At 63.9% G+C, this 23531-nt stretch carries 19 protein-coding genes; 6 read left to right on the top strand and 13 right to left on the bottom strand.

Going from position 1 to position 23531, the window contains the following annotated elements; genetic code table 11:
- Positions 1–621: 621 nt before the first annotated feature.
- The 4 genes from BUS42_RS10515 (at position 622) to BUS42_RS10500 (ending at position 6054) form a co-directional block, all read left to right on the top strand.
- Positions 622–2049 (top strand): KamA family radical SAM protein, encoded by a 1428-nt coding sequence (locus BUS42_RS10515; protein ID WP_074306872.1) that lies wholly within the window; start codon positions 622–624, stop codon positions 2047–2049.
- Between the two features lie 18 nt (positions 2050–2067).
- Positions 2068–3108 carry a D-alanine--D-alanine ligase family protein gene (locus BUS42_RS10510; RefSeq protein WP_074306871.1) on the top strand — a complete coding sequence of 347 codons (1041 nt, stop codon included), beginning with the start codon at positions 2068–2070 and terminating at the stop codon, positions 3106–3108.
- The gene (locus tag BUS42_RS10505; RefSeq protein ID WP_074306870.1) at positions 3105–4184 is read left to right on the top strand and encodes a D-alanine--D-alanine ligase family protein; all 1080 of its coding nucleotides are present in this window, start codon (positions 3105–3107) and stop codon (positions 4182–4184) included. The genes BUS42_RS10510 and BUS42_RS10505 overlap by 4 nt, the downstream gene beginning before the upstream one ends.
- A gap of 121 nt (positions 4185–4305) precedes the next feature.
- Positions 4306–6054 carry a histone deacetylase family protein gene (locus BUS42_RS10500; protein ID WP_074306869.1) on the top strand — a complete coding sequence of 583 codons (1749 nt, stop codon included), beginning with the start codon at positions 4306–4308 and terminating at the stop codon, positions 6052–6054.
- Positions 6055–6163: 109 nt separating this feature from the next.
- Here the strand turns inward: BUS42_RS10500 and BUS42_RS10495 are convergent, their stop codons facing one another.
- The 4 genes from BUS42_RS10495 to BUS42_RS10480 form a co-directional block, all read right to left on the bottom strand.
- A complete protein-coding gene (locus BUS42_RS10495; RefSeq protein WP_074306868.1) occupies positions 6164–7228 on the bottom strand; it encodes a type II toxin-antitoxin system antitoxin DNA ADP-ribosyl glycohydrolase DarG in 1065 nt (354 codons plus the stop codon).
- Between the two features lie 30 nt (positions 7229–7258).
- Positions 7259–7909: a type II toxin-antitoxin system toxin DNA ADP-ribosyl transferase DarT gene (locus BUS42_RS10490; RefSeq protein ID WP_074306867.1), complete on the bottom strand. Its 651-nt coding sequence runs from the start codon at positions 7907–7909 to the stop codon at positions 7259–7261.
- A 508-nt stretch (positions 7910–8417) separates the two neighbouring features.
- Complete coding sequence (efp, locus tag BUS42_RS10485) at positions 8418–8981, bottom strand: elongation factor P (RefSeq protein WP_074306866.1); 564 nt, start codon at positions 8979–8981, stop codon at positions 8418–8420.
- A gap of 129 nt (positions 8982–9110) precedes the next feature.
- Entirely contained in the window at positions 9111–10184 is a 1074-nt protein-coding gene (locus BUS42_RS10480; protein WP_074306865.1) for a methyltransferase, read from the bottom strand.
- A gap of 277 nt (positions 10185–10461) precedes the next feature.
- On the opposite strand from BUS42_RS10480, the gene epsC reads away from it, so the two are divergent.
- Both epsC and BUS42_RS46125 read left to right on the top strand, forming a co-directional pair.
- Entirely contained in the window at positions 10462–11421 is a 960-nt protein-coding gene (epsC, locus tag BUS42_RS10470; protein ID WP_074306863.1) for a serine O-acetyltransferase EpsC, read from the top strand.
- Positions 11422–12438: 1017 nt separating this feature from the next.
- Positions 12439–14304 carry an ABC transporter permease gene (locus BUS42_RS46125; RefSeq protein ID WP_159452196.1) on the top strand — a complete coding sequence of 622 codons (1866 nt, stop codon included), beginning with the start codon at positions 12439–12441 and terminating at the stop codon, positions 14302–14304.
- 129 nt (positions 14305–14433) lie between these two features.
- On the opposite strand, the gene BUS42_RS10460 is transcribed toward BUS42_RS46125, so the two are convergent.
- The 9 genes from BUS42_RS10460 to BUS42_RS10430 all read right to left on the bottom strand — a co-directional run bounded on the left by BUS42_RS10460 (position 14434) and on the right by BUS42_RS10430 (position 23475).
- On the bottom strand, positions 14434–14682 hold the full coding sequence (locus BUS42_RS10460; protein WP_143206282.1) for a hypothetical protein: 249 nt from the start codon (positions 14680–14682) through the stop codon (positions 14434–14436).
- A complete protein-coding gene (locus BUS42_RS44320) occupies positions 14679–16268 on the bottom strand; it encodes a HEAT repeat domain-containing protein (protein ID WP_074306860.1) in 1590 nt (529 codons plus the stop codon). Before BUS42_RS44320 ends, BUS42_RS10460 begins: the two co-directional genes overlap by 4 nt.
- 62 nt (positions 16269–16330) lie before the next feature.
- Positions 16331–16771: a polymorphic toxin-type HINT domain-containing protein gene (locus tag BUS42_RS41815; RefSeq protein WP_159452195.1), complete on the bottom strand. Its 441-nt coding sequence runs from the start codon at positions 16769–16771 to the stop codon at positions 16331–16333.
- Entirely contained in the window at positions 16656–18413 is a 1758-nt protein-coding gene (locus BUS42_RS42620; protein ID WP_159452194.1) for a HEAT repeat domain-containing protein, read from the bottom strand. Before BUS42_RS42620 ends, BUS42_RS41815 begins: the two co-directional genes overlap by 116 nt.
- Before the next feature lie 541 nt (positions 18414–18954).
- Positions 18955–19917 (bottom strand): hypothetical protein, encoded by a 963-nt coding sequence (locus tag BUS42_RS10445; RefSeq protein ID WP_254053431.1) that lies wholly within the window; start codon positions 19915–19917, stop codon positions 18955–18957.
- Positions 19918–19957: 40 nt separating this feature from the next.
- Positions 19958–20380: a hypothetical protein gene (locus BUS42_RS10440; RefSeq protein ID WP_143206280.1), complete on the bottom strand. Its 423-nt coding sequence runs from the start codon at positions 20378–20380 to the stop codon at positions 19958–19960.
- 417 nt (positions 20381–20797) lie between these two features.
- Positions 20798–20986: an ATP-binding protein gene (locus tag BUS42_RS46390; protein WP_410001701.1), complete on the bottom strand. Its 189-nt coding sequence runs from the start codon at positions 20984–20986 to the stop codon at positions 20798–20800.
- Between the two features lie 234 nt (positions 20987–21220).
- Positions 21221–22012, bottom strand: coding sequence for a class I SAM-dependent methyltransferase (locus BUS42_RS10435; protein ID WP_074306858.1), 792 nt, complete (start codon positions 22010–22012; stop codon positions 21221–21223).
- Positions 22009–23475, bottom strand: coding sequence for a glycoside hydrolase family 13 protein (locus tag BUS42_RS10430; protein WP_074306857.1), 1467 nt, complete (start codon positions 23473–23475; stop codon positions 22009–22011). The genes BUS42_RS10435 and BUS42_RS10430 overlap by 4 nt, the downstream gene beginning before the upstream one ends.
- Positions 23476–23531: the final 56 nt, after the last annotated feature.

Here is a 23531-nt window from a genome sequence, read left to right as displayed (position 1 = left end):
GATCCTCTATCCGGAGGATGTGCCTGTCCAGATCTTTCGAAGGGGATCACTATACACCGGCCGACCTTCAGTTCCCGGATCGCCCCGACTCGATCAGCCGTCGGATCGTCCTGGGACTCAGGCCCGCGTAGCTGGCCAGCTCGGCAATCGACCTCTATCGAGGCGCGGCGGCTCTCCTCGGAACCCACATGGGCTCGTCACTCGCCGAGGACTCTGGGCCGGCGGGGCATGGATCGACCCTGCTTGGTCAATACTACCCTGAAGTGGTCAGGATTTCACCCGACGGCCCGTAAGGAAAGGATCCGCGTGGGAACGCACCAGGTCGTCGGCCCTGGCCCGCATTACCACGTCCTTGGGCTTTGGGTCTGTGATCGAGATCTCTGTCAACTGAATGACAGATCTCTTCAGAAAACCACCAATTTCGCCTGATGCGGGATGGCAAGGTACGCCGATCGTTGATGGTGTTTCGAGGCTCGAGGAAGAATTTGCCAATTCTTGTTGAACTCGCGCGATGATTCCTCTTGTCTCGTTTCATCGATTGCTTAGAATCCCACAGACCTTTCGGGGCGCGGACATTCGTCCAAACCCCACTACTCTCAATTACTGAGGGTCAGGACCACGATGGGCGAGCCGAGTAGCTCAACGAGCACAGCCGTCACCATCCCAGATGCGGTCGAGGTTGCCGATGGCGACGAGCCTCCCAGTTCGCCCCTGCAACCAACCCCCCGCCACCCCGTCTGGGCCAACGTGCCCGACAGTGATTGGAACGACTGGCACTGGCAGTCGCAAAATGCCGTCCGGCACCCCCGCCAGATTCTCGATTTGATTCCGTTCACCGATGATGAACGCCACGCCATTGAGTCGCTTCAGGCTCAATACAAGCTTGCCATTCCCCCTTATTACTTCTCCTTGATCGATCGGTTCGATCCGCTCGATCCGATCCGACTCCAATCGGTCCCTTCCCCCTTGGAGATGACTGGCGCGGAGGGAGAGGATGATCCGCTCGACGAGGATAAGGATTCCCCCGTCCCGGGCCTGACGCATCGCTATCCCGATCGCGCCCTGCTCGTCACCACCCACGTTTGCACGATGTATTGCCGGTTCTGCACCCGGAAACGCGCCACCATGAAACGGGGCGGCTGGGATTCGGTCTCGCGCGACGATCAGCGAATGGTCGAGTACGTTCGCGACCACCCCGAGATCCACGACGTGATCGTCTCGGGAGGCGACCCACTGACCCTTCCGCTCGAGAAACTCGCCTACTTCGTCGAGAGCCTGAGCGCCATCCCCCACCTCGACGTCATCCGGATCGGCACCCGCGTGCCTGTGACCTTGCCGCAACGGATCGAGGACAATAACCTTCTTGATATTCTTGAGTCCTCAGGAAAAATTTGGATCCAGACGCACTTCAACCATCCTCGGGAAGTGACGTCGGAAACGCGACGCGCCTGCGATCGATTGCGGATGCGCGGGCTGCCGATCAACAACCACGCCGTGCTCCTGAAGGGGGTCAACGACAGCCTGGCCACTCAGCGCGCGCTTTGCCGGGCCCTGCTTCGGATCAAGGTGAGGCCGTATTACCTGTTCCACTGTGATCCCGTGACCGGGGCAGGGCACTTCCGGACCCCGGTCTGGAAAGGGATCGAGATCATTGAGGGGCTTCGCGGTCACATCTCGGGACTGGGAGTTCCCACCTACGTCGTCGATGCGCCACGGGGAGGGGGCAAGATCCCCTTGATGCCCAACTACCTGCTCTCGGCGACCAACGACTCCGTCGTCTTGCGCAACTATGAAGGGGTGATCGTCAACTATCACCCCACGGGTGAGCCGCCGTTGAAGCAAGCTGCGGTCGTGACCCAGGGGGTGAGCGCCCTGCTCGAAGGCCAGGCGGAAGTCCTCGTTCCTGAGGGCAATCCCCGCCTACTTCGAAGACGGGCCAGGGGGATCGCCAACGGGCTCAACGGCCACGGGACCCAGGGGGCGAGCCCGAAGAAATCCAATGGCTCGGCTGGCAACGGACATGGCCAAGGTCACACTCCGGACCATTAAATTGAGAGGACCCGCGCCTTGAGGATCGGGATCACGTTCGACCTCGTACCGGTTGTCGCCTCGGCTGACGGGCCCGACGACCGGTACGAGGAGTTCGATAAGCCGCAAACGATCGAGGCCTTGGCCGCGGTGCTCCGGGGTGAAGGGCATGATGTCGTTCTGTTGGGCGATGGTCGCGAATTTCTCCATCGCGTCCTCGCCGATCCCCCTGACTTCGTCTGGAACCTCGCCGAGGGGGAAGGGGGGGGCCGGAACCGTGAGGCACGCGTGCCGGCCGTGCTCGAGATGCTCGGGATCCCGTACTCGGGGTCCGACCCCCTGACGCTCGCCGCCGCGCTCGACAAAGGAGTCGCCAAGCGGCTGGTCGCCGATTCGGTCGCCGTGCCCAAGGGGTTCTCCTTCCCCGCCGGCCTGTCCTCGCGTGCAGTCGGCTCCTTGATGCACCACGCAGGCCTTTGGGAAGGGGCCGATCAATGGATCGTCAAGCCTTGCTTCGAAGGCTCCAGCAAAGGGATTCGTGCGCGTTGCATCGCCGATACCCATGAGGAAGCCGTCGAGCTTTACATGGTTCTCTCAGGCGACTACGGCCAGCCCGTCCTGATTGAGGAATTCATCGCGGGCGATGAGGTGACGGTGGGGATCGTCGGCAACGGGGATGGAGCGGAAGTGATCGGGGCCATGCGGATTCGGCCGAAGACGCCCGACTCTCGTTTCGTCTACTCGATCGAGGTGAAACGCGACTGGGACGAGCGCGTGGCGTACGAGACGCCCGCCCAACTTTCCGCCGACGTCATGAAACACTTGATCCGGTCGGCCCTTGGCGCTTACGTAGCGCTAGGCTGCCGCGACCTCGCACGGATCGACTTTCGGATTCGCGACGGTGTTCCTTACTTCATCGAAGCGAACCCGCTCCCTGGTCTGGCTCCCGATTGGAGCGACCTGATCATTCTGGCCGGTGGGATGGGGATCAGCTATGCCGACATGATCCGCAAAGTCCTCCGCGTGGCTTTGCTCCGTGTCGGCCTGGAGCCGATTTCAAGGGCGAGGGTGGGGCTGTGACCTCGGTCCGCTTGAAGGTCGCTGTTCTCTACAATGCGCCGGTCTTGCCGGTGGATCATCCGGACGCCGTATCGGAAGCGGATGTCGTCGAGGTCGCTCAGGCCGTTGCCGCCGGGCTCGAGAATCACGGTTTCGAATCGGTGTTACTCGCGGTGAGACCTCCCGTGGTCGAGGTGCTCCGTAGTCTCGACCGGATCGGCCCGGACGTTGCGTTCAACTTGATCGAAGGGTTCGGGGCATCGACGGCGGCAGCGACCCACATGACCGGGCTGCTGGAACTGGCCGGCTTTGCATACACCGGCTCGCCGATGGAAGCGTTGGCGCTCTGTGTCTCGAAAGGGCGAGCCAAGTTCCTTTTGAGGGGCGCGGGTCTGCCCACCGCGCCCGGTTTCGTGGTTGAACCGGGCGCGGCGGTCCCGAGGTGGGACTGGGCCGGCCCGGCGATCGTCAAGCCGGACGCTGAGGATGGCAGCCTCGGCATCGATCAGGCGAGCGTCGTGCTCGACTGGGATTCCGCCTGCGACCGGGTGGTCTGGATCCATGCCACGTATGGTGGCGCGGCGTTGGTCGAGGCCTACTTGCCCGGCTCCGAATATAATGTCGGGGTGCTGGCGCTTCCCGAACCCGAAGCCTTGCCGATTGCCGAAGTTGCTTATGAGCCGGTGGAAGGAACATGGCCGATCTTGACTTATGCGGCGAAGTGGTCGGCCGGATCGGTTGAGGACCGCGCAAGCCCTGTGCTCTGCCCAGCGCGAATCGAACGCGAACTGGCCGAGACCATGTGCCGGTTGGCCGTCTCGGCGTTCAAGGTGACGGGTTGCCGTGACTATGCCAGGGTCGACCTGCGACTCGATCACCGTGGCGAGCCCGTGATCCTGGAAGTGAACCCCAACCCCGATATCGGGCCGACCGCGGGTTGGGCGCGGGCCTTACGGGTTTCCGGCCGAGACTATTCCGCGACGCTCGCCGCGTTGGCGCGGCAGGCGATGGGGCGACCACGAATGCCGCTTCGAGCCTCAGACCTTGGGAATCGTGGTCGCGGTTCTTCCGCATCCGAGCCGGATCGGCAAAGATGAGTGAGGCACGGTGAAATCGGTCCTCGAGAATGATGTCGACGTTCGACCTCTGACCTGCACTCGAACCGTGACACCCTCGATTCCAATCGGCCTATCGAGATAGGCCCTTGTGAGGGCCGCCATGTTTCGGATCAGCCATGTCCTTGGCGTTCACCGCGATTACGATCGCCGCTGCATCGCCGAGATCCAGACCTTGTTTCGGGCGGCCTTTCCCGACCTCGACGTCGGCGATGACTATATCGCTCGCAAGATCGGCGATCAGACGGGTCGGGGCTACCCGACGATCCTCCTCGCCGCGCACGGGCCAGGGGATCAGGTTCTCGGGTTTGCCTTGGCCGACTACTTCGATTCGATCGGCTTTGCGTACCTCGACTTCATCGTGGCCCAAGCCGAGCGCCGGGGGCGAGGACTGGGAGGAGCGCTCTACGAGGCGCTTCGCGAAGACCTGATCGCGCGCGGGGCCACGGGCCTTTTCTTTGAGGTTCCGACCGACGACCCCGGACAGGTTCCTGATACGACCGATCTGAAGATGAACAAGTCTCGGCTGAAGTTTTACGAGCGTTACAACGCGTTGCCGATTGTGGGGACGCTCTACGACCAGCCGATTCGCCCCAATCATCCCGCTGAGCCGCGGCTGCTCTACGACCCCTTGCAGAGCACGAAGCCGCTGGACGCTCCCGAGCTGCGCCAGGCGATGAAGATGATTCTGACCGAGCGATATCACTACGACCCCGACGATCCCTACGTGCTCGAACTGGTCGCCTCGGTCAAGGAATCACCGGTCCGACTGCGAAAGCCGCGCTACATCACTCCGAGCGACAAGAAGCCGAGGATTCCGCGCCGGCTCCAGCCTCTCAAGGTCTTCTGTTCCTCGCGGCATGCGCTTCATCATGTCCGCGAACGCGGCTACGTCGAACGCCCGGCGCGGGTGGACGTCATCCTCAAAGCGCTCGACTCACTGCCCGACGTCGAGCGGCTTCCGGTCCGCAATTTCGGCGAGAAGCCGATCCGGGCCGTTCACGACACCGACTTCGTCAACTACCTCCGCAACTTCTGCCTGGACATCCCCGAGGGGGAGATGGTCTACCCCTACGTCTTCCCGATCCGGAGGACCGACCGTCCCCCGCACGACCGGAGCCGGAGGGCGGGCTATTATTGTATTGATACGTTTACGCCTCTGAGCCGTGACGCCTACAAGGCCGCCCGGGCCGCGGTGAATGTCGCGCTCTCGGGCGCGGAGGCGATCCGCGCGGGGCACCCGTTGGTCTACAGCCTGTGTCGGCCACCGGGCCATCATGCCGAACGCGACACCTACGGCGGCTTTTGCTACTTCTGCAACGCCGCGATTGCCGCGCAGTATCTCGTCGAGTCGTTCGGCCGGGTGGCGATCCTCGACATCGACTATCACCACGGCAACGGCGCCCAGGACATCTTCTACAACCGGTCCGACGTCCTGACCATTTCGATCCACGGCCACCCCAATTTCGCCTATCCCTATTTCTCAGGGTTTGCCGACGAGATTGGTGAAGGCCCGGGCAAGGGCTTCAACCACAACATTCCGCTCGCCGAGGATACGCACGACGGCCGCTATCTCGAGGCCCTCGACGAGGCCCTCACGCTCGTCCGCAAGTTCAAGCCCGAGGTCCTGGTCGTGCCGGTCGGCCTCGACATCGCCAAGGCCGACCCGACGGGCACCTGGAGCGTCACCCCCGACGGCCTCTTCGAGATTGGCTACCGGATCGGCGGCATGAAGCTCCCCACCCTCCTGGTCCAGGAGGGTGGGTACAACATCCGATCGCTCGGGCGGAACGCCACCCGGATGCTGACAGGCGTCTGCGCTGGGGTGCTCGGACGCACCCGCCGGCACTAGCAAATGATTCAGGTCGACGGCGTGATCGCGGTTGTAATTTTCGGAACGGCCGGGGAGGTATCCCGCCTCCTCGATCACCGACTTGACGATCAGGGCCTCGAGCCACTTCTCAGAGGTGTCCTTCGGCCTGGGGCGTTCGGTTCAGCCAGCCCAGCAGGTGGAGTCGGTCCCACGCTGCCTGGATCTGGTGGGGGGTGAACATCGTCTTGCGAGTGTTCCAGCCGTGGACCTTCTGGACGGTCTGGTCGACTGTCCTCGCTCCTTGACGATCGGCCACCCAGTGAACGGTGGCCAGCAGCTCCATGCCGTAGGGCGATTCAAACCCCTCGATCAGTCCACTGACCTTCTCGAACCGCTCCAGCGTATCCGGATGATCCTGAAGGAACGCCCGCCCTTCCTCGGCGGCTCCCTCGGCCAGCTCGATGGGCTTCCTGGGGTCGTCCCCACCTTCACCATAACCGTGGATGTAGTGGCTTTCCATGGTCTTCAGGACGTGACGGAGCTTCGCGGCGTAAGGGCCGTAGAGATTTTGGCTGTAGTCGAGGTCCAGCGGTTCTCCGGCCACCTCAAGAAAGTACATCAACTTATGGATCTCCAGCAGGGAGATCCCGACGTCCATCACCCCGGCGAGGTAGTTCCGCATCAATCCCAGAACCGCCGCTCGGGCCGTCGTCAGTTGAGGACGTTTCGTCCGGTTGACCATCTCCCGAGCCGGAGGGGCCTTGCCGGGCTCGAACAGGTAGGCGTCGACCTCGGGGATTGCGGTCAAGGCGTCCTCAATCATGGGACGGACCTCGGCCCAGTTCAAGCCTCCCAGTCCGCAGCCCAGGGGAGGGATGGCGATCGACCGTATCCCACGCTCCTGGATCACCCGGACCAGATCTACCAAGCCGGCTTCGATGTCTTCGATGCGGCTGTTCGCCTTCCAGTGCCGCTTGGTCGGAAAGTTGATGATCCAGCGGGGCGGTTCCAGGGTCACCCGATCGAAGACGAACATGCGGCCGGGGATGACGTCGCCGGCCTTGGCAGCCTTGCGGTAGGCCTCGTAGTTGTCCTCAAACGCACGACGAAACTGAAGGGCGATCCCCCGACCCATCACACCCATGCAGTTCACGGTGTTGACGAGGGCGTCCGCCTCGTGCTTCAGGATGTCGCCGTGGGCCAGGTGGATCATGTCAGCTTCTTCCCCAAGTTGTCCATTTGCTCAATAGTACCATCCCGATTGGACCTGTACATCAGGCAGGTGGTCAGCTTTCGCCAGGATCTCGCGTGCCCTCGCGGCGAGCTTCTCGTCTTTGACCCCGATGGTCCGGATTAACGGCCAGGGGAACGATCCGAAGACCAGGAACTCGGATTGTTTGGCTTCCTTGACCTCGGCCTCCCCCCATTCGTCGCTTGCGATATGCTCCCAGCCCAGTTGGTCGAGTTCGGCCAGGTCAGTAAACGACTGGTAGAACCGGCCTCCCGCATTGCCGTTGGTGAACGCCCAAGCCCGCTGCCGACCCTCGGCCCAGGCTACGTCCTCGTGGAGATCGGCCACGAGGTGGAGGATTGGGCGTTGGCCTTCCCGGTAGGTGATGTCCGGGTGGTTCCCCATGTGGAGAAGGAAGAGCATGACCGACCGAGGGCAGAAGTAGAACGGGACGTACTGCCCGACCTTCGTTTCCGGGTGGCAGTGGACGATCTGCTCTTCAAGACGCCGCTTCTTGATCTTCGCCATCCCGATCGGTTTCTCCGGCCCTCCCCGGGCGAGGATCTCCGCATCCGACCACAGGAAGCCCTCGGCGATGATCCGCTCCTGGTGCTTCCCGTGGGTGATGTGGTAAATCTGAGGCCGGGGGGGAGGAGGGCTCATGGGTCAGTCCTCATCGGCGGCGACGGAGAGCAACTCGGCGGATTCGTTGCCCAGGCCGTCCTCGTCGTCGAAGGGCTCGTCCTAGGAGTCGACGTCTTCCAGCGACGCGGGGAGACGATTGGCTGCCTCCCGGACGTCGAGCTTGCCGGGCACGACGTCAGCCATGAGGCGGGTGCGGTATTCGCGAACAAGCGTAATTTCAGAGTCTTCTCGCTGAAGTCAACCTGCAGCAGTTTACATTCGGGTGAACCACAGCTCGAGCGATCTGGGTGGCTGGAGTCCATACTCGGCCCCCGGTGTGGTGGCCATCATGAAGACCGGGAGCCGAGTACGGACCCCAGCTACCCAGACGTGAGCCACTCGTGGGTAAACCGCTGTAGACCCATGTATTTTTAAATAGAGCCTAAGCGGCGTGAACTTGGGGAGATGTGAGGCGGGCCGCCGGGGTGAATCCCGATGGCCGGTCCGCCTGTCGTCGCGTCGGTTGGCAGTTCCCGGCCTTGTTCCTTTACTTAACGCGCTCGACGTATTCGCCGGTCCGCGTGTCGATCCGGATCTTTTCACCGGGACCGATGAACGGGGGAACCTGGACTTTCAGGCCGTTCTCGAGGATCGCCTCTTTGTACTGGTTGGTGGCGGTGGCGCCCTTGAGCGACGGCGGCGTATCGGTCACGGTCAGGTCGATCGAGGCCGGGACCTCGACGGAGACCGGCTTATCGTCGACGTACATGACCTGCACCTTGCTGTTGGGCAAGATGTACTGCATCGCCGTGCCGAGGATCTCGGGCGGGAAGCTCAACTGGTCGAACGTCTCCGATTCCATGAAGACGTGCTCGTCCCCCGACGAGTAGAGATACTCAAATTGCTTGGTCTCGACGTACGGGACTTCGATCTGGTCGACCGACCGAAGCCGTTTGTCGATCAAGGCGCCGCTATTCATGTTGCGGAGCTTCGTCTGGACCATGGCGCGAAGGTTGCCGGGGGTATGGTGGGCGAAGTCGACCACGACGAAGTTGGTTCCTTCGATCGTGATCACCATCCCCCTACGGATGTCAGTGGCCTTGATCATCATGGCGTTGTGCGTTGCCCCCGGAGAGAAAGACCCGAAATGAGCCACTCAAAATAAGCGGACAGAGCGAGCGCAACGTGCTGGCTCGACTCTGGTAATGCTTTTGACAGTACCGAAAGGCCAGCGATCTGGCTAGAGGGTTTGACCGGTCGTGCCGGGTTTGAGACCGGGTAAGACCCCGCAATGGACGAGCGTCGGCGTGATCGCTCCGGGCTCGAGGCCGGCTTCGACCAGCCAGCCCCGATATTCCGCGGCGCTGTAGGCGCGCCCTTCGGTCAGGCGGAAGAGGGCCGCCGAATAGAGAGCGATCGGCAACGGGCCGTCGAGGGAGTCATTGAGAAAGACGTCGTGAATCAAGAGCTGGCCGCCCGCGGGAAGGGCCGAAGCGCAGCGCCCGATCAGGGTGCGGCATTCGGCGACGTCCCAGTCGTGGAGGATGTTCGAGAGCAGGATGACGTCGACCCCGTCGGGAACCGGATCGCGAAACATATCCCCCGCGCGGCATTCGAGACGATCGGCCACGCCGTGCGACTCGGCCATCTCCTGGGCGACCTTGAGCACCTCGGGCCGGTCCCAGACGATCGCGCGAAGTGAAGGATGACGCTGGAGCCAGGCGATGCTGTAGATCCCGGTGCCGCCGCCGATATCGAGCAAAGTATGCCCCGCCGCCAGGGAGAACCGGTCGGCCAGCACCGGCGCTACGTTCTTGGCGCGGCCCGCCAGCGCGAGCGTGAGGTGCCGGGCCGACGCCTCGCGCTCCATCGCCGATTCGATCCCCTCGCGATAAATGAACGCCGCCCCGGGCGCATCGGCCGCGTCTCCGGCCGGCCGGTTCGTTCGGAGCCGCTCGACCATCTCAAGCACACCCGGGCTCTCGGCGGCCAGGCCGATGTAGCCGCTGACGTCGAATTCGCCACCGGGGATCAGGTGGGCCCGCGCTAATTCGGACAAGTCAAGTTGCCCGTCGGCATTCCGATCCAGGAGCCCGAAGGCTCGGAGCGCGGTCACGAGCACGGTGACGGGCCGCTCGGCGAGCCCCGTCGCCGTGCCCAAGGCGCCCAGACTGAGCGGGCCACACGCAAGGTGGTCAAAGAGACCGAGATGCGCGACGGCGGCCGTCAGGAGCTCGGTCGCGTGGTTCCCTCGAAAGAGCTCGAAAATCGGCGTGGGGTCGAGGCGGGGCGATTCAGTCGCGGCGCGTGCCATGAGGGCCAACTCGTCAGGTGGATGCGATGTCGCGCAGGCGTTGGTGCAAGGTCAGGACGCCCGAACGGTTCCCAATCGACGCGGTCACGATTGTCGCCTCTCGGCGGCGAAGAATCGAGATCGGCCGATTTGGTTGGGCCGGATTCCCCGGCGCAACCGATAAGCTAAGGACTCTTGCCATGATTGATTCCACTGCCTGTCCTGTCTACAATGGCCTAACTTCCTGATGGATAGAGATTTTCTCGACGCGGTCAGAGTGCCGGGAGAGATAAAGAGGATGGCCACCGACATTCGCTTGAAGGAATCACTCCCCGCACTGACGGAGCGGATCGTCGATACCTACGAAGAGTGTGGCGGGATTAACCACCTGGGCCACTCTCCGCTGCCGAGCTACCGCGAAATCGTCGAAATCTTGGCCGACATTCGCGAGATCCTCTATCCCGGTTATGGTCGCCGGCAAAACCTCCACCTTGGCAATGTCGGCTACCATGTCGGCGACCTGATCGACAGTCTTCACGACCGCTTGACCCAGCAGATCACGCGTGCTTTACGGCATGACTGCAAGGCGAGGGATCTCGAGGTCGACTTCGAGGCCGAGGCGCAGGCGATCGCGATCCGACTCCTGGATGCCATTCCGGGGCTCAGGAAGATGTTGGCCGATGACGTCCACGCGGCCTTCGAGGGCGATCCGGCCGCCAAGAATCTCGACGAGATCCTCTTCTGCTATCCGGGCGTCTCCGCCGTCACCGTCTTCCGGATCGCCCACGAGCTGTTCAAACTCGGGGTCCCCTTGATCCCCCGCATGATGACCGAGTACGCGCACAGTAAGACGGGAATCGACATCCACCCCGGCGCCACGATCGGCGCCCGTTTCTTCATCGACCACGGCACCGGCGTCGTCATCGGCGAGACGACAAACATCGGCGAGGGGGTCAAGGTCTACCAGGGTGTGACCCTCGGTGCCCTCAGCTTCCCGCGCGACGAGAATGGCAATATTCTCCGCGACCACAAACGCCATCCGACGATCGAGGATGAGGTGGTGATCTATGCCAATGCCACCATCCTTGGCGGCAAGACCGTCATCGGCCACCACTCCGTCGTCGGCTCGTCGGCCTGGATCACCCGGAGCGTCGCTCCCTACACCACGGTGACGATCGAGAATCCTCGACTCCGCTATCGAGGAGCTTCGGATGACGCGAACAACGATCACTTCACCGCGCTCGACTACCAGATCTAAACTGAGTCGATACGTTACCGATCGATCGCGCAGCTCGTTAATATGTTCCAAATCCACGGCCTCTGGCCGTGCGACCCGAAGAGCTTCGAGCGATCCGGCGTGCATTCTTACGCATTCCGTAAGTCACCCTCGGGATCGGTCTGAAAGACTCCGAGCGAGGGGCTACGGTTGACACGAGCGGGACCGTGAGCAGTGTAATGCGATTCTAACATCCACGCCCCCAACGGGGGCTACCTCACGTAGACGGCCCCCTCGGGGGGGCCTTCCTAATACCACGTCCTTTGGGCGTGGTTGATTATTCCGCCGCGTCCGGCCTGACGTATGTGGCCGGTTGGTCGTGTACTGAGAGTCGGAGGTCTGTCCCTAACTCGGATTGGGGCTGGCATCGAGCTTGCCCGAGACGCGGTCTTGGTTCAGCTCGTGGTAACACAAAAAATCGTCATGTTGTCAGATTCGAGATTTTTAATGGCTTTGCATTCCGAGCGAAAGTGTTGTATTGCCGATTTGTCATGAATTATATTTGAACAGGTCATGGGCTTATAAGTGATTTGCGATTAACAGGATCGGATGCGCCGGCCGCGTTTCGGGATTTCAGGGAACCTCTACCGGGCGTGTCCTTCCGGCAGGCGTGTAAAAAGTGATCCATCCGGTGCCAGGCTGGGGAGTTGGACGGCGGGCGTTGACCGATTCTCGGTGGCGCTCGATGAATGCTGGGCGAGAATAGAAGGGGCTGAGTTACGTTGACAGTCGGTAACTTTGGCGGTGGGCTAGTCGTCGCGTAGGGAACCGCGCCAGTGCAACCTCCTCATGGGCGGCCGACGCCGTAACCCGGTCGCAGGACTCACGAGCTGAGCTGACCGAGGCGGGGCGGGCATCCCGGTACCGGAAGGCTCTTGCCCCCGGCAAGCTTTGCGATGTAAAGTGAGTCCGGATTGACTCCGGGCCCGGTCGAGATCACGGCCCGGCATCCGAAGCGGTTCGTAGACCCTTGCTCCGTGGATGCGGGAGGCCAACCCGATGGCGACGCGTAGCTGGCCGGGGTTGGGCCCGGTCTTCGCGTATGAATGGCTGACGGCCTCGCGGCGCTGGCAGGGCTATGCCCTGCGGTCGTTGCTGGTCCTGCTCCTCTTGCTCGGCCTATCGGGCGTCTGGCTGGGGCGCCACGACGGGACGGGGGAGCTGTCGGTCCGGCAGCTTGCCGAGATCGGCCGGGGGTTCTACGCCGTGACGACGCTGATCTTGCTCGGGCTGGTCGGCCTGGCGGCACCGGCGGCGGCGGCCGGGGCGATCTGCCTGGACAAGGACCGGGGAAATCTGATCCTGCTGTTCTCGACCGACCTGACCGACGCCGAGATCGTGCTGGGCAAGCTGGCGGTGCGGCTGGTGCCGGTGCTCGGCCTGATCGCCTGCGCCGCCCCGGTGCTGGCGCTGGCGACGCTCTTCGGCGGCGTCGACCCGGCGATGCCGACCGGTGCGATCCTGGTCTGCCTGGCCTGCGGCGTCTTCGGCTGCACGCTGGCGCTGACGCTGTCGGTCTGGGGTAGGAAGACGCACGAGGTGCTGCTGGCGACCTACGCCTTCGGCATCTTCTGGCTGCTGTCGGCGCCGATCTGGGCGGGCCTGGTCCGGATGCTGCCCTGGTGGGCCCGGCCGGTCTGGCTGCCGGGCTCCCTGGCCCTGGTGCCCTACAACCCCGTCTTCCTCGCGCTCTCCCCGCTGAGTGCCGGTGGCCTGCCGGGGCTGGGACCGATGGGGCTGGGGGCGCAGGCTCGGTTCTGCGCGTTCGGGCTCCTGACCTCGGCGCTGCTGGCCGCCGCGGCGACCTGGCGGATCCGGGCGGTGGTCATCCGGCAGGCCGGCCGAGGGGAGGCAACGCGCCGGGCGGACCACCCGGCTGGCGCCCGCCGAGGCCCGTTCGCCCGGCTCGCCCGCCTGCTGCCCTCGCCGTCACTCGACGGCAACCCGGTGCTCTGGCGCGAGTGGTATCGGCGGCGGCCGTCGCGCTGGTCAGTCGCCGTCTGGGGCCTCTTCGGCGTACTCTCGGGTGGGTTCAGCCTCTGGGTGATCGTCGAGGCGCTCAACCGCGCCTTGCCGGGTGCCCCCGGCATTGGCGGGGTGATCAGCGGCGTGCATGTGTCCGCCGGGCTGCTGCTCCTGAGCATCTCGGCCGTGACGAGCCTGGCCGAGGAACGCCAGCGCGGCAGCCTCGACGTGCTGCTGGCCACCCCGCTATCGACCCGGTCGATCGTCCTGGGCAAGTGGTGGGGCGCCTTCCGCGGCGTACCACCGCTGACGGTGTTGCCGGTGCTCATCGCCGCGGCGATGGCGGCGCACACCGGGTTCGCCCTCGGCCCGGTGCTGATCGGCGGCCTGGTCGTCGCCTACGGCGCCGCGATCACGAGCCTGGGCTTGGCCCTGGCCACCTGGCTGCCCCGGATGGACCGGGCCATCGGCCTGACCGCCGGGCTCTACCTCGTCGTGCTGATCGCGGCTGTCCCGGTCGGGATGATCTTCTTCAGCAACGGCCCCAACGGGGCCGGTCCTGGCCTCGCCTCGGCCAGCCCGTTCTGGGGCGTCGGCTTCTCCAGCGCCATGTTCGGCGGCAATGCCGGGCCGGGCCACGAGATCGGGAGGCACTCAGTCTGGCTCGTCCTCTGGATCGTCGCTTACGGCCTGATCGCGTTCGGCTTGCTGCAGGCGACGCTGAAGACGTTCAACCGCTGCCTCGGCCGCTTCGACGGCCCGGCGTCCGGCGGGGGACCCTTCCCGCGCCCCGCCCGCAAGCCCGCGACCTGGCTCCCCGATGCAGAGCCGGCGCTCGACCTCGACCTCCGACCGCGCCCGGCAGCGCCGCTGTCTGACCCGCTGGCGTCGGACCATTGAAGCTCGGGCGTGTCCTCGGCCGGCAACGGTCCACGTTCGATTGCGCCCATCGCGATCTTCCCAGACGAGGATCGCCACCCTAGCAAATCAGCCAGAATGATTCAGGCAGACTTGCCGGAAGGACACTTTTCAGGGAGCCGCAACCGGGCTGGCATCGTGTACGAGCGCACCGAGTCGGCCCGCGAAGTAACTGGAGCCGTCGGTCAGGCGCAGGTTCCAGACCGATCCCCCGTCCTGTTCCTCGATCGATTGGACGGTGGCTGGGCCGTTCACGGTGAGGACTTGATCGCGGGGCTCGAGGTCTCCGGCACGGGTCCATCCGGTCCCGCACTTCCAGAATGGGTGGCCGTGGGTCGTAACGATGGCCTCCTCGTTCACCCGAAGTCGCAAGGTCCGGGGGAGTCGGACTGATGTCTGGAAAGGATCGAGCCAACGTGTTCCGAATCGCGCGATCCCGCGCCGGTCAGGACTCGATCGCCGGGGCGTAGCGACTCGATGGTGCGCGGGCCGTCGGGGGTCAAAATGGGGGTGCCCGCGGCGAAGCAGGATCCTGTTTTCGGCGGCTTCCCCTTTTCGTGCTCCCAGATCAGGCACCAGCCGCTCCCGCCGCCGCCGCCGCCGCCGCCCCCGCCCCCGGTGACGATCGCGGGGCCGCTTTGGGGAACGTAGGGGAGGGGCACCTGGACGTCGACGGTCCCCTTGCGCTGTTCGGCGGGGGGGACGTAGGCGTATCCACGCCGCTCCATGTACCACTTCAACCAGGCCTCGCGGTCTTCGCCGAAGTCCTTACCGGCGACGCGGTGCAGCGCTTCGGACACTCGCGCGTTCGTCTCCCGGATCGTCGCGTTGGCCGCCTCGACGGCGTTGACGTCGCGTTCGAGCTGCATCTGGGCCCCGACGGCCATCTTCGTCGCCTCGTCGAACTCGAAGTCGCGGTTGATCTGTGCCTGAAGTTGGAGACGCTCGGCCCCCTGATAGGCGACCGTCGGGTCGGGGCCATTCTTCGGAGCTTTCGGAAGCGCCCACGAGTCATCATAAATTAAGAGATTGGTATTGTTGACGAAGCCAACCACTCGAGAGCCTGGTGGAGGTCCCGGTGGGTTCGAGTTGAACTGAAGCGGCAAGACCATCCGGCGCATCTGCGGTTCGATGAACATGTCCTGGGTCTGGTCGAGCGAGGGAGGCGCGTAGAACCGTCGGACGTTGTACCGCACGCCTTCGACCAGCAGGGCGCCCGGCGAGCCCGGACCGGCCACTTGCCGGACCTCGTACTTGACCGGGGGGCGGAGCAGTCCGATCCAGGCCATGAGGACGGCGTCGGGATCGCGCAGGGCCAGGGTTTCGACGGCCGCCCGGCGCACCAGGGCCGTCTTGCCGAAGACGGCCAGGCCGCCCAGGGCCCTTGAGGCCTGCTCCCCCTTGATATGGCCGAGCATGTCGATCGCGCGTTCCTGGTCGTCGGGGCCGCCTCTGGCGAAGACTTTCCAGATCGACGGGATCGCTCGGGGGTCGTCCACTCCGGCGAGTAGCTTCTCCGCCTCGGCCCGCTTGCTTTTCTGCCCGAGCCCTCCCTTCCACTTATCGAGAAGTCCTCGCCAGTGCGTGTCGGCCTTGCGCTGGACTTCGGCTTCGGCCCGCTCCTCCGCGGCCTGCTTGGCCGACATCCAGCGCCCCTTTTCCTTCTGATAGCCCAGTTTCTTCCAGGCCGGCTCACGGCGGGGATCGAGTTGGGTGACCGCCAGGAACTCAACCTCGGCTTCGGGCTTCAGGCCCTTCTGTTCGCACCAGAGGCCCAGCTTCCAATGCCCGTCGGCGGTGTCGGGCGCCTCGGCTTTCAAAGTGTTGTACTCGGCCAGGACAGCCGGGTCGGCGGAGCTTGAGGTGGAAGTGGATGCGGGAGTCGGAACGGGTTCCTGGGGACCGGTCGCCAGGAGGGCTGTACCAACAAGCAGCATGAACACCATGACTTAACCTCCAGCGACGGAACGGAATCTCCTGGGCGGGCGAGTCTCCCCCGCACACTGACTCACCCTGCGCGACCCGATCGGGAAGGCTCCTGCTCCTTCGAGGCGTCGAAGGGGGAAGCGACCGGTTGGGCCACCTGGACATCGTGGGCCATGATGCCGCGGCGGCCGACGAACAGCCCGCGCTTCTCGTCCACCTGGATGTGGTACACCGTCCGGGCGCCCGCATCGACGACGGAGGTGACCCGGGTGATGCCTCCCAGGAGTCTGACGGTATCGCCGGCGCCCAGCTCGTGGACCTGGACCCAGCCCTTGCCGGCGATCCAGAACCGTTCGAGGTCGGTCGCGACCAGGATCTCGTCGTCGATCGTGACGGACCAGACCGGCTCACGCCTCGCCGGGCGGATCGTTTGGATTGGCGCATAGCCGAGGGCGCCGGTGACGGTGTCCTGAGTCAGGACCTGGTCGCCGATTCGGAGGTCTTCGACGGGTCGAGGACCCAATCGAGTCCAGATCGGCGTCCCTCCCGCGAACGAAGGAATCCGCGCTCGCACGGTGCTGACGGCCTGTGAGTCTTCCCGTTCCGGCGCGCTCGCGACCGGGCAGGGGGGGAGCGGACGTTGTCTTGGCCAGGTCGGACCACCACATTAGCCAGTCTTCTTGCTTCGCCCCCAGATCTTCGCCCACCGCAGCCTTGAGCACGAACGTGGCTCGTTCGTTGACCTGATTGACGTCCTTATTGTATGCGTCGAGTTCGGCGACGTCGGTTTGGAGTCGCTGTTGAGCGAGTGCGGCCTGCTGCTCCGCCTGGAGCATGAGCTGGCCGACCGGGATTTGAGCCACCAGCGGGACCGCCACGAATCCGGCGGATGATCTTCCGGCAATTGACGACCCGATGGCGCTCGACTCACGCTGGTTCTTGACCATGGATGCGCCCATCCGCCGGCCGGCATCCCCCATCGCCAGCTTGTTGCCGAAGAATTCAGAGGCACCGGTGAGGTCCCAGGTTCCCATCTGGCGCTGATCGACGATGGCGGAGAGGGGGAGCATGCTGGATCCCACCGCGCGATTGGCGACCGGTAAACCGTTGTTGTCGAAGCCGACGACGTCGCTGGGCCTGAGCGTCGCTAACGATGGGGGGGCCGCGTAGAAGCGGCGGGTATTGGCCCGCTTGCCGTGGATGTAAAGTTCGCCCGGCGAGCCCGGACCGGCCACCGGCCGGACCTCGTATTTGACCGGGTCGCGGAGCACGGCGATCAGCAGGTCGGCGAACTCGCGGGGGTCGCGTCCCGTGAGCGATTCGGCCGCCAGCCGACGAACCTCCGGCGAGGCTCCGAAGAGGGCCAGCGTGGCGAGGGCCCGCGAGGCGGTCGGCGAATCAAGCTGGCGAAGCAAGGCGACCACGCGTTGCTGGTCGTCGGGACCACCGTTGGCGAACGCCTTCCAGATCGACGGCACTGCCCGAGGGTCGGTGACATCCGGGAGCGCGTCGTCCACCTCGGTCGGTTTCCCCTTCTTCGAGTTCTGACTGAGCCGGCTCTTCCACTTCTGGAGGAGCGGCCGCCAGTGGAGGTCGGCCGTGCGCTGGGCGTCCGCATCGGCTCGTTCCGACGCGGCCTGCTCGACCGACTTCCACCGGCCGTTCTGCTTGCGATAGCCGAGTTTCTTCCAGGCGTCCTCCCGCGCGGGGTCGATCCGGACCACGGCCAGCAGATGGACGACGGCCTCGCTCTCAAGCCCCTGTTCCGCGCACCATCCCGCGAGTTGCCAGTGGGCCTCGGCCGTGTCAGGAAGCGCATCGCGTCGCCTGCGGTATTGGTTCAAGGATTCTTCCTCAGCGGCCCTCGCTCGATAGCGAGCCGCGACGTCCTCGGGCCTGCGCCAGCGCCCCTCGTCGGTCATCTGGGCGAGTAGGCCGCGCGCAATCGCATGGCCAGGCTGAATCTGGACGGCGATCGCCAGGTGCTTGAGGCGCTCGGTCTGAAGTCCTTGCGCCTCGCACCAAAGCGCCAGTCGCACATGAGCATCGGCACCAGGCCCGACCTTCGCCGCCGCGGCTTCGTACGCACTCAGATCGACCCGGGCAGGTGAATCGGCCCCCAGCGCCGTCAAGAGGCATAAACCAACCAGGGAGAGACGGAACATCCTCGAGCCTCCCAGTGCGTTGCTTCGTGCAACCGAATACCTCAGGAATCGTAACCCACGCCGTGGCCCTCGAAAAGGCAATTCGACAAATATAATGTCGACATGGATGTAAGGAGGGCAGATCCACCAGCCCGAGGCGAGTCTCTCGGAGACGTTTTTTTCGGCTGAAGTCGGTGGCGAGCGCATACCTACGACCAAGGGACGGCGCTGATGGTGGTGCAATGGATTTCGCTCGCCTCTGAAAGGCGAGCGGGGAGCGTGAGCTCCCTGTCTTTGGGCCTTCGCATGGGCTGATACCTTTGGCACAGTAGCAATGGCAAGGGGTTGATGGATCCGGGCGGAAAACCCGGTAACGTGACGACAGAGTCGCCCGTGGAGGTGGTTTCCTTCATTGACTCTCAAAAACGAAAAGTCGGCTAAGCCGGGCTCATCATCGCATGCAAGACCGATCGTTACTTGTGGAAATTGCGGTGGTTAAATGCGCAGGCGAAGTTTGCAGACCTCGCTTTCGAGGAAGAGGCCGATTCGAGACACGGCGAACTTAGACTCGAATCGGTTTCGCACTGCCGTAGCGGCTCATGAACCGCGTTGCGGCTTCCTGCCAGGCTCGATCGGGCGTCCCGCTGCTCTCGTGCGAGACGTACGCCACCAGCGCGTAGCAGGCCGCGCCTAGCCCCGCGTCCTGGAATGAGCGACTGGCGTTGAACGTGAAGGCCATATCGTAGAAGTGCCGCCCGAACGCGTCGTCCCACCAACCAGCCAGATCGTCCTTGGTAAACCGGCCGAAGAGGAGCGGCTCCCCTTCCCAACGCCGGAGCACTCCCAGGAGGAGACCGTCGAGCACCGCCACGGGACCGGGCGGTCCAAAGAGCGTCTGCTGATAGCACTTCTCGGTCTCTAACGTGTCGGGACCGGCTGGCAATGGATGTGACACCATGCCCCGGTTGAGTCCGTCCATCAGGATCGGTTGGGAGGTCTGCTGCCACCAGGGAAGCCGTAGCGGCGAGAAGGCCCGGGTGCCGGCCACCCCGAGGATCGGGTAGCGTGGCAACAGGTCCCACGCTTGCGCCTCGAACGACTCCCAGTGGCGGAAGCAGAAATCGTCGTGCTTGAACAGGACCAGGTCTGCCCGGCTGTCGAGGTAAGCGTCCCGGTACAAACGGGAGAGGTTGCCATCGGTACATTCCAGCACGCGTGTCCTGATCCGGCTCGGGTCGACGGTGACCGGAAAGCGGTCGCGATCTCCGGGACGAACCGGCACGACGATCTCGATGGTCCGGGACTCGGGCAACCGGGTCATCCTCGGGACCGGTTCGGCCGGGCTGACCAGGTGCGTGGTGGTTCTCCCTGGACTTTCGACACGAGGGTGGGGAACCGCTTCGTTGCGCGGCTCGGCCTCTTCTCCGTCGGCCATGATCACTCCTTCGCCTATGCGGTTCAGCGTCGCCGTATCCGTCCTCAACAGCACCACCAGGTCGATATAGACCTGGGTGCGCCCCGCCACGCCATTTATCTCGGCCGGCTTGCAATTTTGTTATGGCTGATTAATGTGTAGATTTGTTTTGCCTTCGGAAGACAGTGATGGATTCCCCATCATAACGACGGTCGCTGAGGGTCATGGCCTCGGGCATGATCGAAAGGACATCGTATCGAATCGCATCTTGAATCCAGTCCACGATCTCATATTCGGGCATCGGAGCGATGGGCAGATAGATCGACAGCATTCCGTCCGATGATGTTTCCCAGATGATTGGGAAGGGAGCGTCAGAATTGCATGCGAGAGACTTCAGCTCGGGAGAGAGCCATCGCAAATCGGCCGTACCGTCACCACGCAGGATAATTTCCTCCATGAATCGAGGTTCGACAGGGCTTAAGTCGGTCAAGTCTGTGCCACTGACTTCCGACCTCCAGATACCAGTCAGAGCGGGATCGATCGGAGTTCGCAGGTGAATAGGCTGTGCTTCCATAATGCTCTCACAACTCTCTGGCTGAGTACCGATTGGATTCGGCCTTACTTGGCGGAACCGCGCGGCTGGGACGAAGGTTACAAGTTGCCGAGTCTACTTAGGAGTGAGTCAAAACTGGAGAGCAGCATGGGCCAAACCCGAGTCTATCAGGCCTTCGTCCGCGGCTACCAGTGAGATCGCTTCATCCAATTGACTGGACATCGAGAGTAACCCAGGGCTCTCTTAAGGCGATGGGATCCTGCTGCAGAAGTGGGGGACTCAGTGGCTGCTGAGGAAAACCTGGCGCTGGAACGAAAGTCCAAACCATGCCATCCCACCCCTTGCCAGGTGACACGAATTTCGACCCCTTCGGACTTGGTTGGACAAGCCCCCCCCACACATTTCTCTGGCTACTTCGAATCCGACTGTCACGGCACGTTACCGTGACTTCTTCGGTCGTTTGCGTGGGGCTTCCTCCGAATTGGGATTGGCCGATGCCAGCCTCGTGCGGAACAAGCTGGACTTGTGATTCTGGCGGAGCCGGTCGCTCTCGCTGGTGACCATGAGCGTGTGGTTGTGGTGGGGGCGGTCCAGGATCGCCGTGGCCAGGACATCGTCGCCGAACAGCAGCGTGCGAGAGAAGTACGAAATGCCGAGGGGCGGGCGGGACGACGGCGAACGAAAGGAGGCGCCGAGGGGCGGGAATCGCCGACGACTTGCCTATGGAACACCCCTGTTGCAGGCCATGGGGGCCGTCAGAGTCAGGGGAAAACGCCTGGTCGACCGAGGACAATCGGGTGCGAAATCGGCCAGTTGAGCGTCCGCGATCATCGACGATGACGGCTCACGGACGCCCCCCAATCAGCCCGGTCGGCTCGCGAACACGATCCAGCCCCCTGCGCGGAGTGAGTGCCCGAACCAAGGGGCGGCGATCGGCTCGGCGCGCACGGCGTCGATGGGCAGGACGTCGTCGATCCGGAACCCGGCGGAACGAAGGTCGGACTTCAACTCGCGCCAGCGGAAGAGGTGCACTTCCATGCCGCTGATTCCGCGATAGGTCATTCGGCGATCGCCCAGCCCTGGTTGTTGCAACAAGGCCCGCTTCGCCTGGTTCAGGAGCCAGGTCCGACCTTGGGGGTCGCCCAGGTTGAGCCAGAAGTTGTGGGCATGGAGGGCGAGCCGGCCGCCGCGCCGGAGGATTCGAAAGGTTTCGGCCAGCGCCCGCCGCCGCGCCGGTCGCCCACGAATCATGCCGAGTGTGCTGAACATCGAGAGCGCGTAGGTGAAGGTCTCATCCCGGAAGGCGCCGAGGCGGCAGAGGTTGGCCTCGACGCCGAGGAACGCGAGGCGTTCGGCGTGGGCCTCGGCACGCGCGGTGCGGAGCATCGCGTGCGAGAGATCCACCGCGACCACGGGAAAGCCGCGGCGCGCGAATCGCAAGGCGTGCCGGCCGGTTCCGCAGCCGAGGTCGACCAGCGGAGCCGGCTCGACGAACCGGGCGTCGAGCGCCCGCGCGTCGGTCTGGAACAGGGGGTGGCCGCGGAAGTATTCGTCTTCCTCGTCGGCGAGCCGATCGGTGTGGGTGTACTCCCAGAGGGACGGGTTCACGCCATCGGGGAGCCGCCAGAGCGGTGGGGGTGAGTTCGCGTTCATGAGGGTAGGGGGGTGGCGAAAACGCGGCCCGAGCGCGGCGCGAGTTCGATGCCACGGAGGGTGTTCCCTTCGGATCGGGTGACTTCGTGGGTCCAGACCTCATCGAGGCCCGTTCCCTCGGGAATCAGGCCCGCGAGCGGGATGTCGATTCGTTGATGAAATCGTGATGTATTGATCGCAATAACCACGGTTTCGGGGCCGAGCTGGCGGGCGTGGGCGAGCACGTCGTCCTGAGCGAGGAGGATCTGGAACGAGCCGCGTCGGAGCGCGGGGCGGTTGCGACGGAGGGCGATGTAGCGCTGAAAGTCGTGCAGGAGGTCTCGGTCCCAACTCTCGGGAGTGTACCAGGGGAACGCCCGCCGGTTGTCGGGATCATGTTTGCCGGGCATGCCGATTTCGTCACCGTAGTAGATCGACGGGGCGCCGGTGTAGGTCATCTGGAAGAGGGTCGCCAGCCGGAGGGCCGACTTGTCTCCCTGCGCCAGCGTGAGAAACCTTGGCATGTCGTGGCTATCGAGCAGGTTCATCTGCGCTGCGTTGACGTTGGGATGGTAGTGGCCGATCATGGTTTCAATCGCGTGCCGGAAAGCGGGGGCACCGATCGGGTCGAGCGAGTGGAAGCTCGTCCTGCCGAGCTCGCCCCGATCGACCGACTCACCAATAAAAAATGCAATACATGCGCGAGTGAACAGATAGTTCATCACGGCATCCCACATGTCGCCTTGGAGCCACCGCTTCGCTTCGCCCCAGACTTCACCGACGATGTACGCATCGGGATTGCCGCCGTGGACGCGGCGGCGAAACTCCTGCCAGAACGAGTCGTCGTCAATCTCGTTGGCGACGTCGAGCCGCCAGCCGTCGATCCCCATGTCGATCCATTTCCGGCCGATCCCGAGGAGGAATTCACGGACCTCGGGGTTCCTGATGTTGAACTTCGGCAGCGCGGGCAGGTTCCACCAGGCCTGGTAGCCGGGATTGTTCCCGGAGTCGTAGGCGTTCAGCGGATAGCGATGGACCGTGAACCAGTCGAGGTAAGCGGCGTTGGCCCCGTTCTCGAGGATGTCGTGGAACTGGAAGAAGCCGCGGCTCGCGTGGTTGAACACGCCGTCGAGGACGACCTTCATCCCACGGCCATGCGCTTCCTCGAGGAGCCGGCTCAGTGCGGCGTTGCCGCCGAGCATCGGGTCGACTCTTTCATAGTCGTGGGTGTGATAACGATGGTTCGAGGCCGACTGAAAGACCGGCGTAAAATAGAGCGCGTTGACGCCGAGCTCGGCGAGGTAGTCGAGGCGCTCGACCACCCCGATCAGGTCGCCTCCCTGGTAGCCGTGGTACGTCGGCGGAGATCCCCATTCGTCGAGGTGGCTGGGCTTGGGGACCGTCAGGCTCCGAGCGAACCGATCGGGGAAGATCTGGTAGAAGATGGCATCACGTACCCAGTCGGGGGTCTGGGGTTCGCTCACGAGAAACTCCCTGGTAAGACGCGAAAGAGAATCAAAAGATCCCGGCATGCCACGAT

Origin of the sequence: Singulisphaera sp. GP187 (genome assembly GCF_900129635.1) — a bacterium.
Classification (GTDB): domain Bacteria; phylum Planctomycetota; class Planctomycetia; order Isosphaerales; family Isosphaeraceae; genus Singulisphaera.
The sequence above is the reverse complement of the archived record's forward strand: the minus strand, read 5'-3'. Positions and strand labels throughout refer to the sequence as shown.

What these genes read in the sequence shown, in the direction of transcription:
- BUS42_RS10495 (WP_074306868.1), bottom strand. Translation starts at nt 7,228, where the DNA reads ATGATCCACCTGGCCCACGGCGACATCCTGAAGCACGAGGCGGACGCC.
- BUS42_RS10500 (WP_074306869.1), top strand. Translation starts at nt 4,306, where the DNA reads ATGTTTCGGATCAGCCATGTCCTTGGCGTTCACCGCGATTACGATCGC.
- BUS42_RS46125 (WP_159452196.1), top strand. Translation starts at nt 12,439, where the DNA reads ATGGCGACGCGTAGCTGGCCGGGGTTGGGCCCGGTCTTCGCGTATGAA.
- BUS42_RS10440 (WP_143206280.1), bottom strand. Translation starts at nt 20,380, where the DNA reads ATGGAAGCACAGCCTATTCACCTGCGAACTCCGATCGATCCCGCTCTG.
- BUS42_RS10435 (WP_074306858.1), bottom strand. Translation starts at nt 22,012, where the DNA reads ATGAACGCGAACTCACCCCCACCGCTCTGGCGGCTCCCCGATGGCGTG.
- BUS42_RS10480 (WP_074306865.1), bottom strand. Translation starts at nt 10,184, where the DNA reads ATGGCACGCGCCGCGACTGAATCGCCCCGCCTCGACCCCACGCCGATT.
- BUS42_RS10515 (WP_074306872.1), top strand. Translation starts at nt 622, where the DNA reads ATGGGCGAGCCGAGTAGCTCAACGAGCACAGCCGTCACCATCCCAGAT.
- BUS42_RS10490 (WP_074306867.1), bottom strand. Translation starts at nt 7,909, where the DNA reads ATGAGCCCTCCTCCCCCCCGGCCTCAGATTTACCACATCACCCACGGG.
- efp (WP_074306866.1), bottom strand. Translation starts at nt 8,981, where the DNA reads ATGATGATCAAGGCCACTGACATCCGTAGGGGGATGGTGATCACGATC.
- epsC (WP_074306863.1), top strand. Translation starts at nt 10,462, where the DNA reads ATGGCCACCGACATTCGCTTGAAGGAATCACTCCCCGCACTGACGGAG.
- BUS42_RS42620 (WP_159452194.1), bottom strand. Translation starts at nt 18,413, where the DNA reads ATGTTCCGTCTCTCCCTGGTTGGTTTATGCCTCTTGACGGCGCTGGGG.
- BUS42_RS44320 (WP_074306860.1), bottom strand. Translation starts at nt 16,268, where the DNA reads ATGGTGTTCATGCTGCTTGTTGGTACAGCCCTCCTGGCGACCGGTCCC.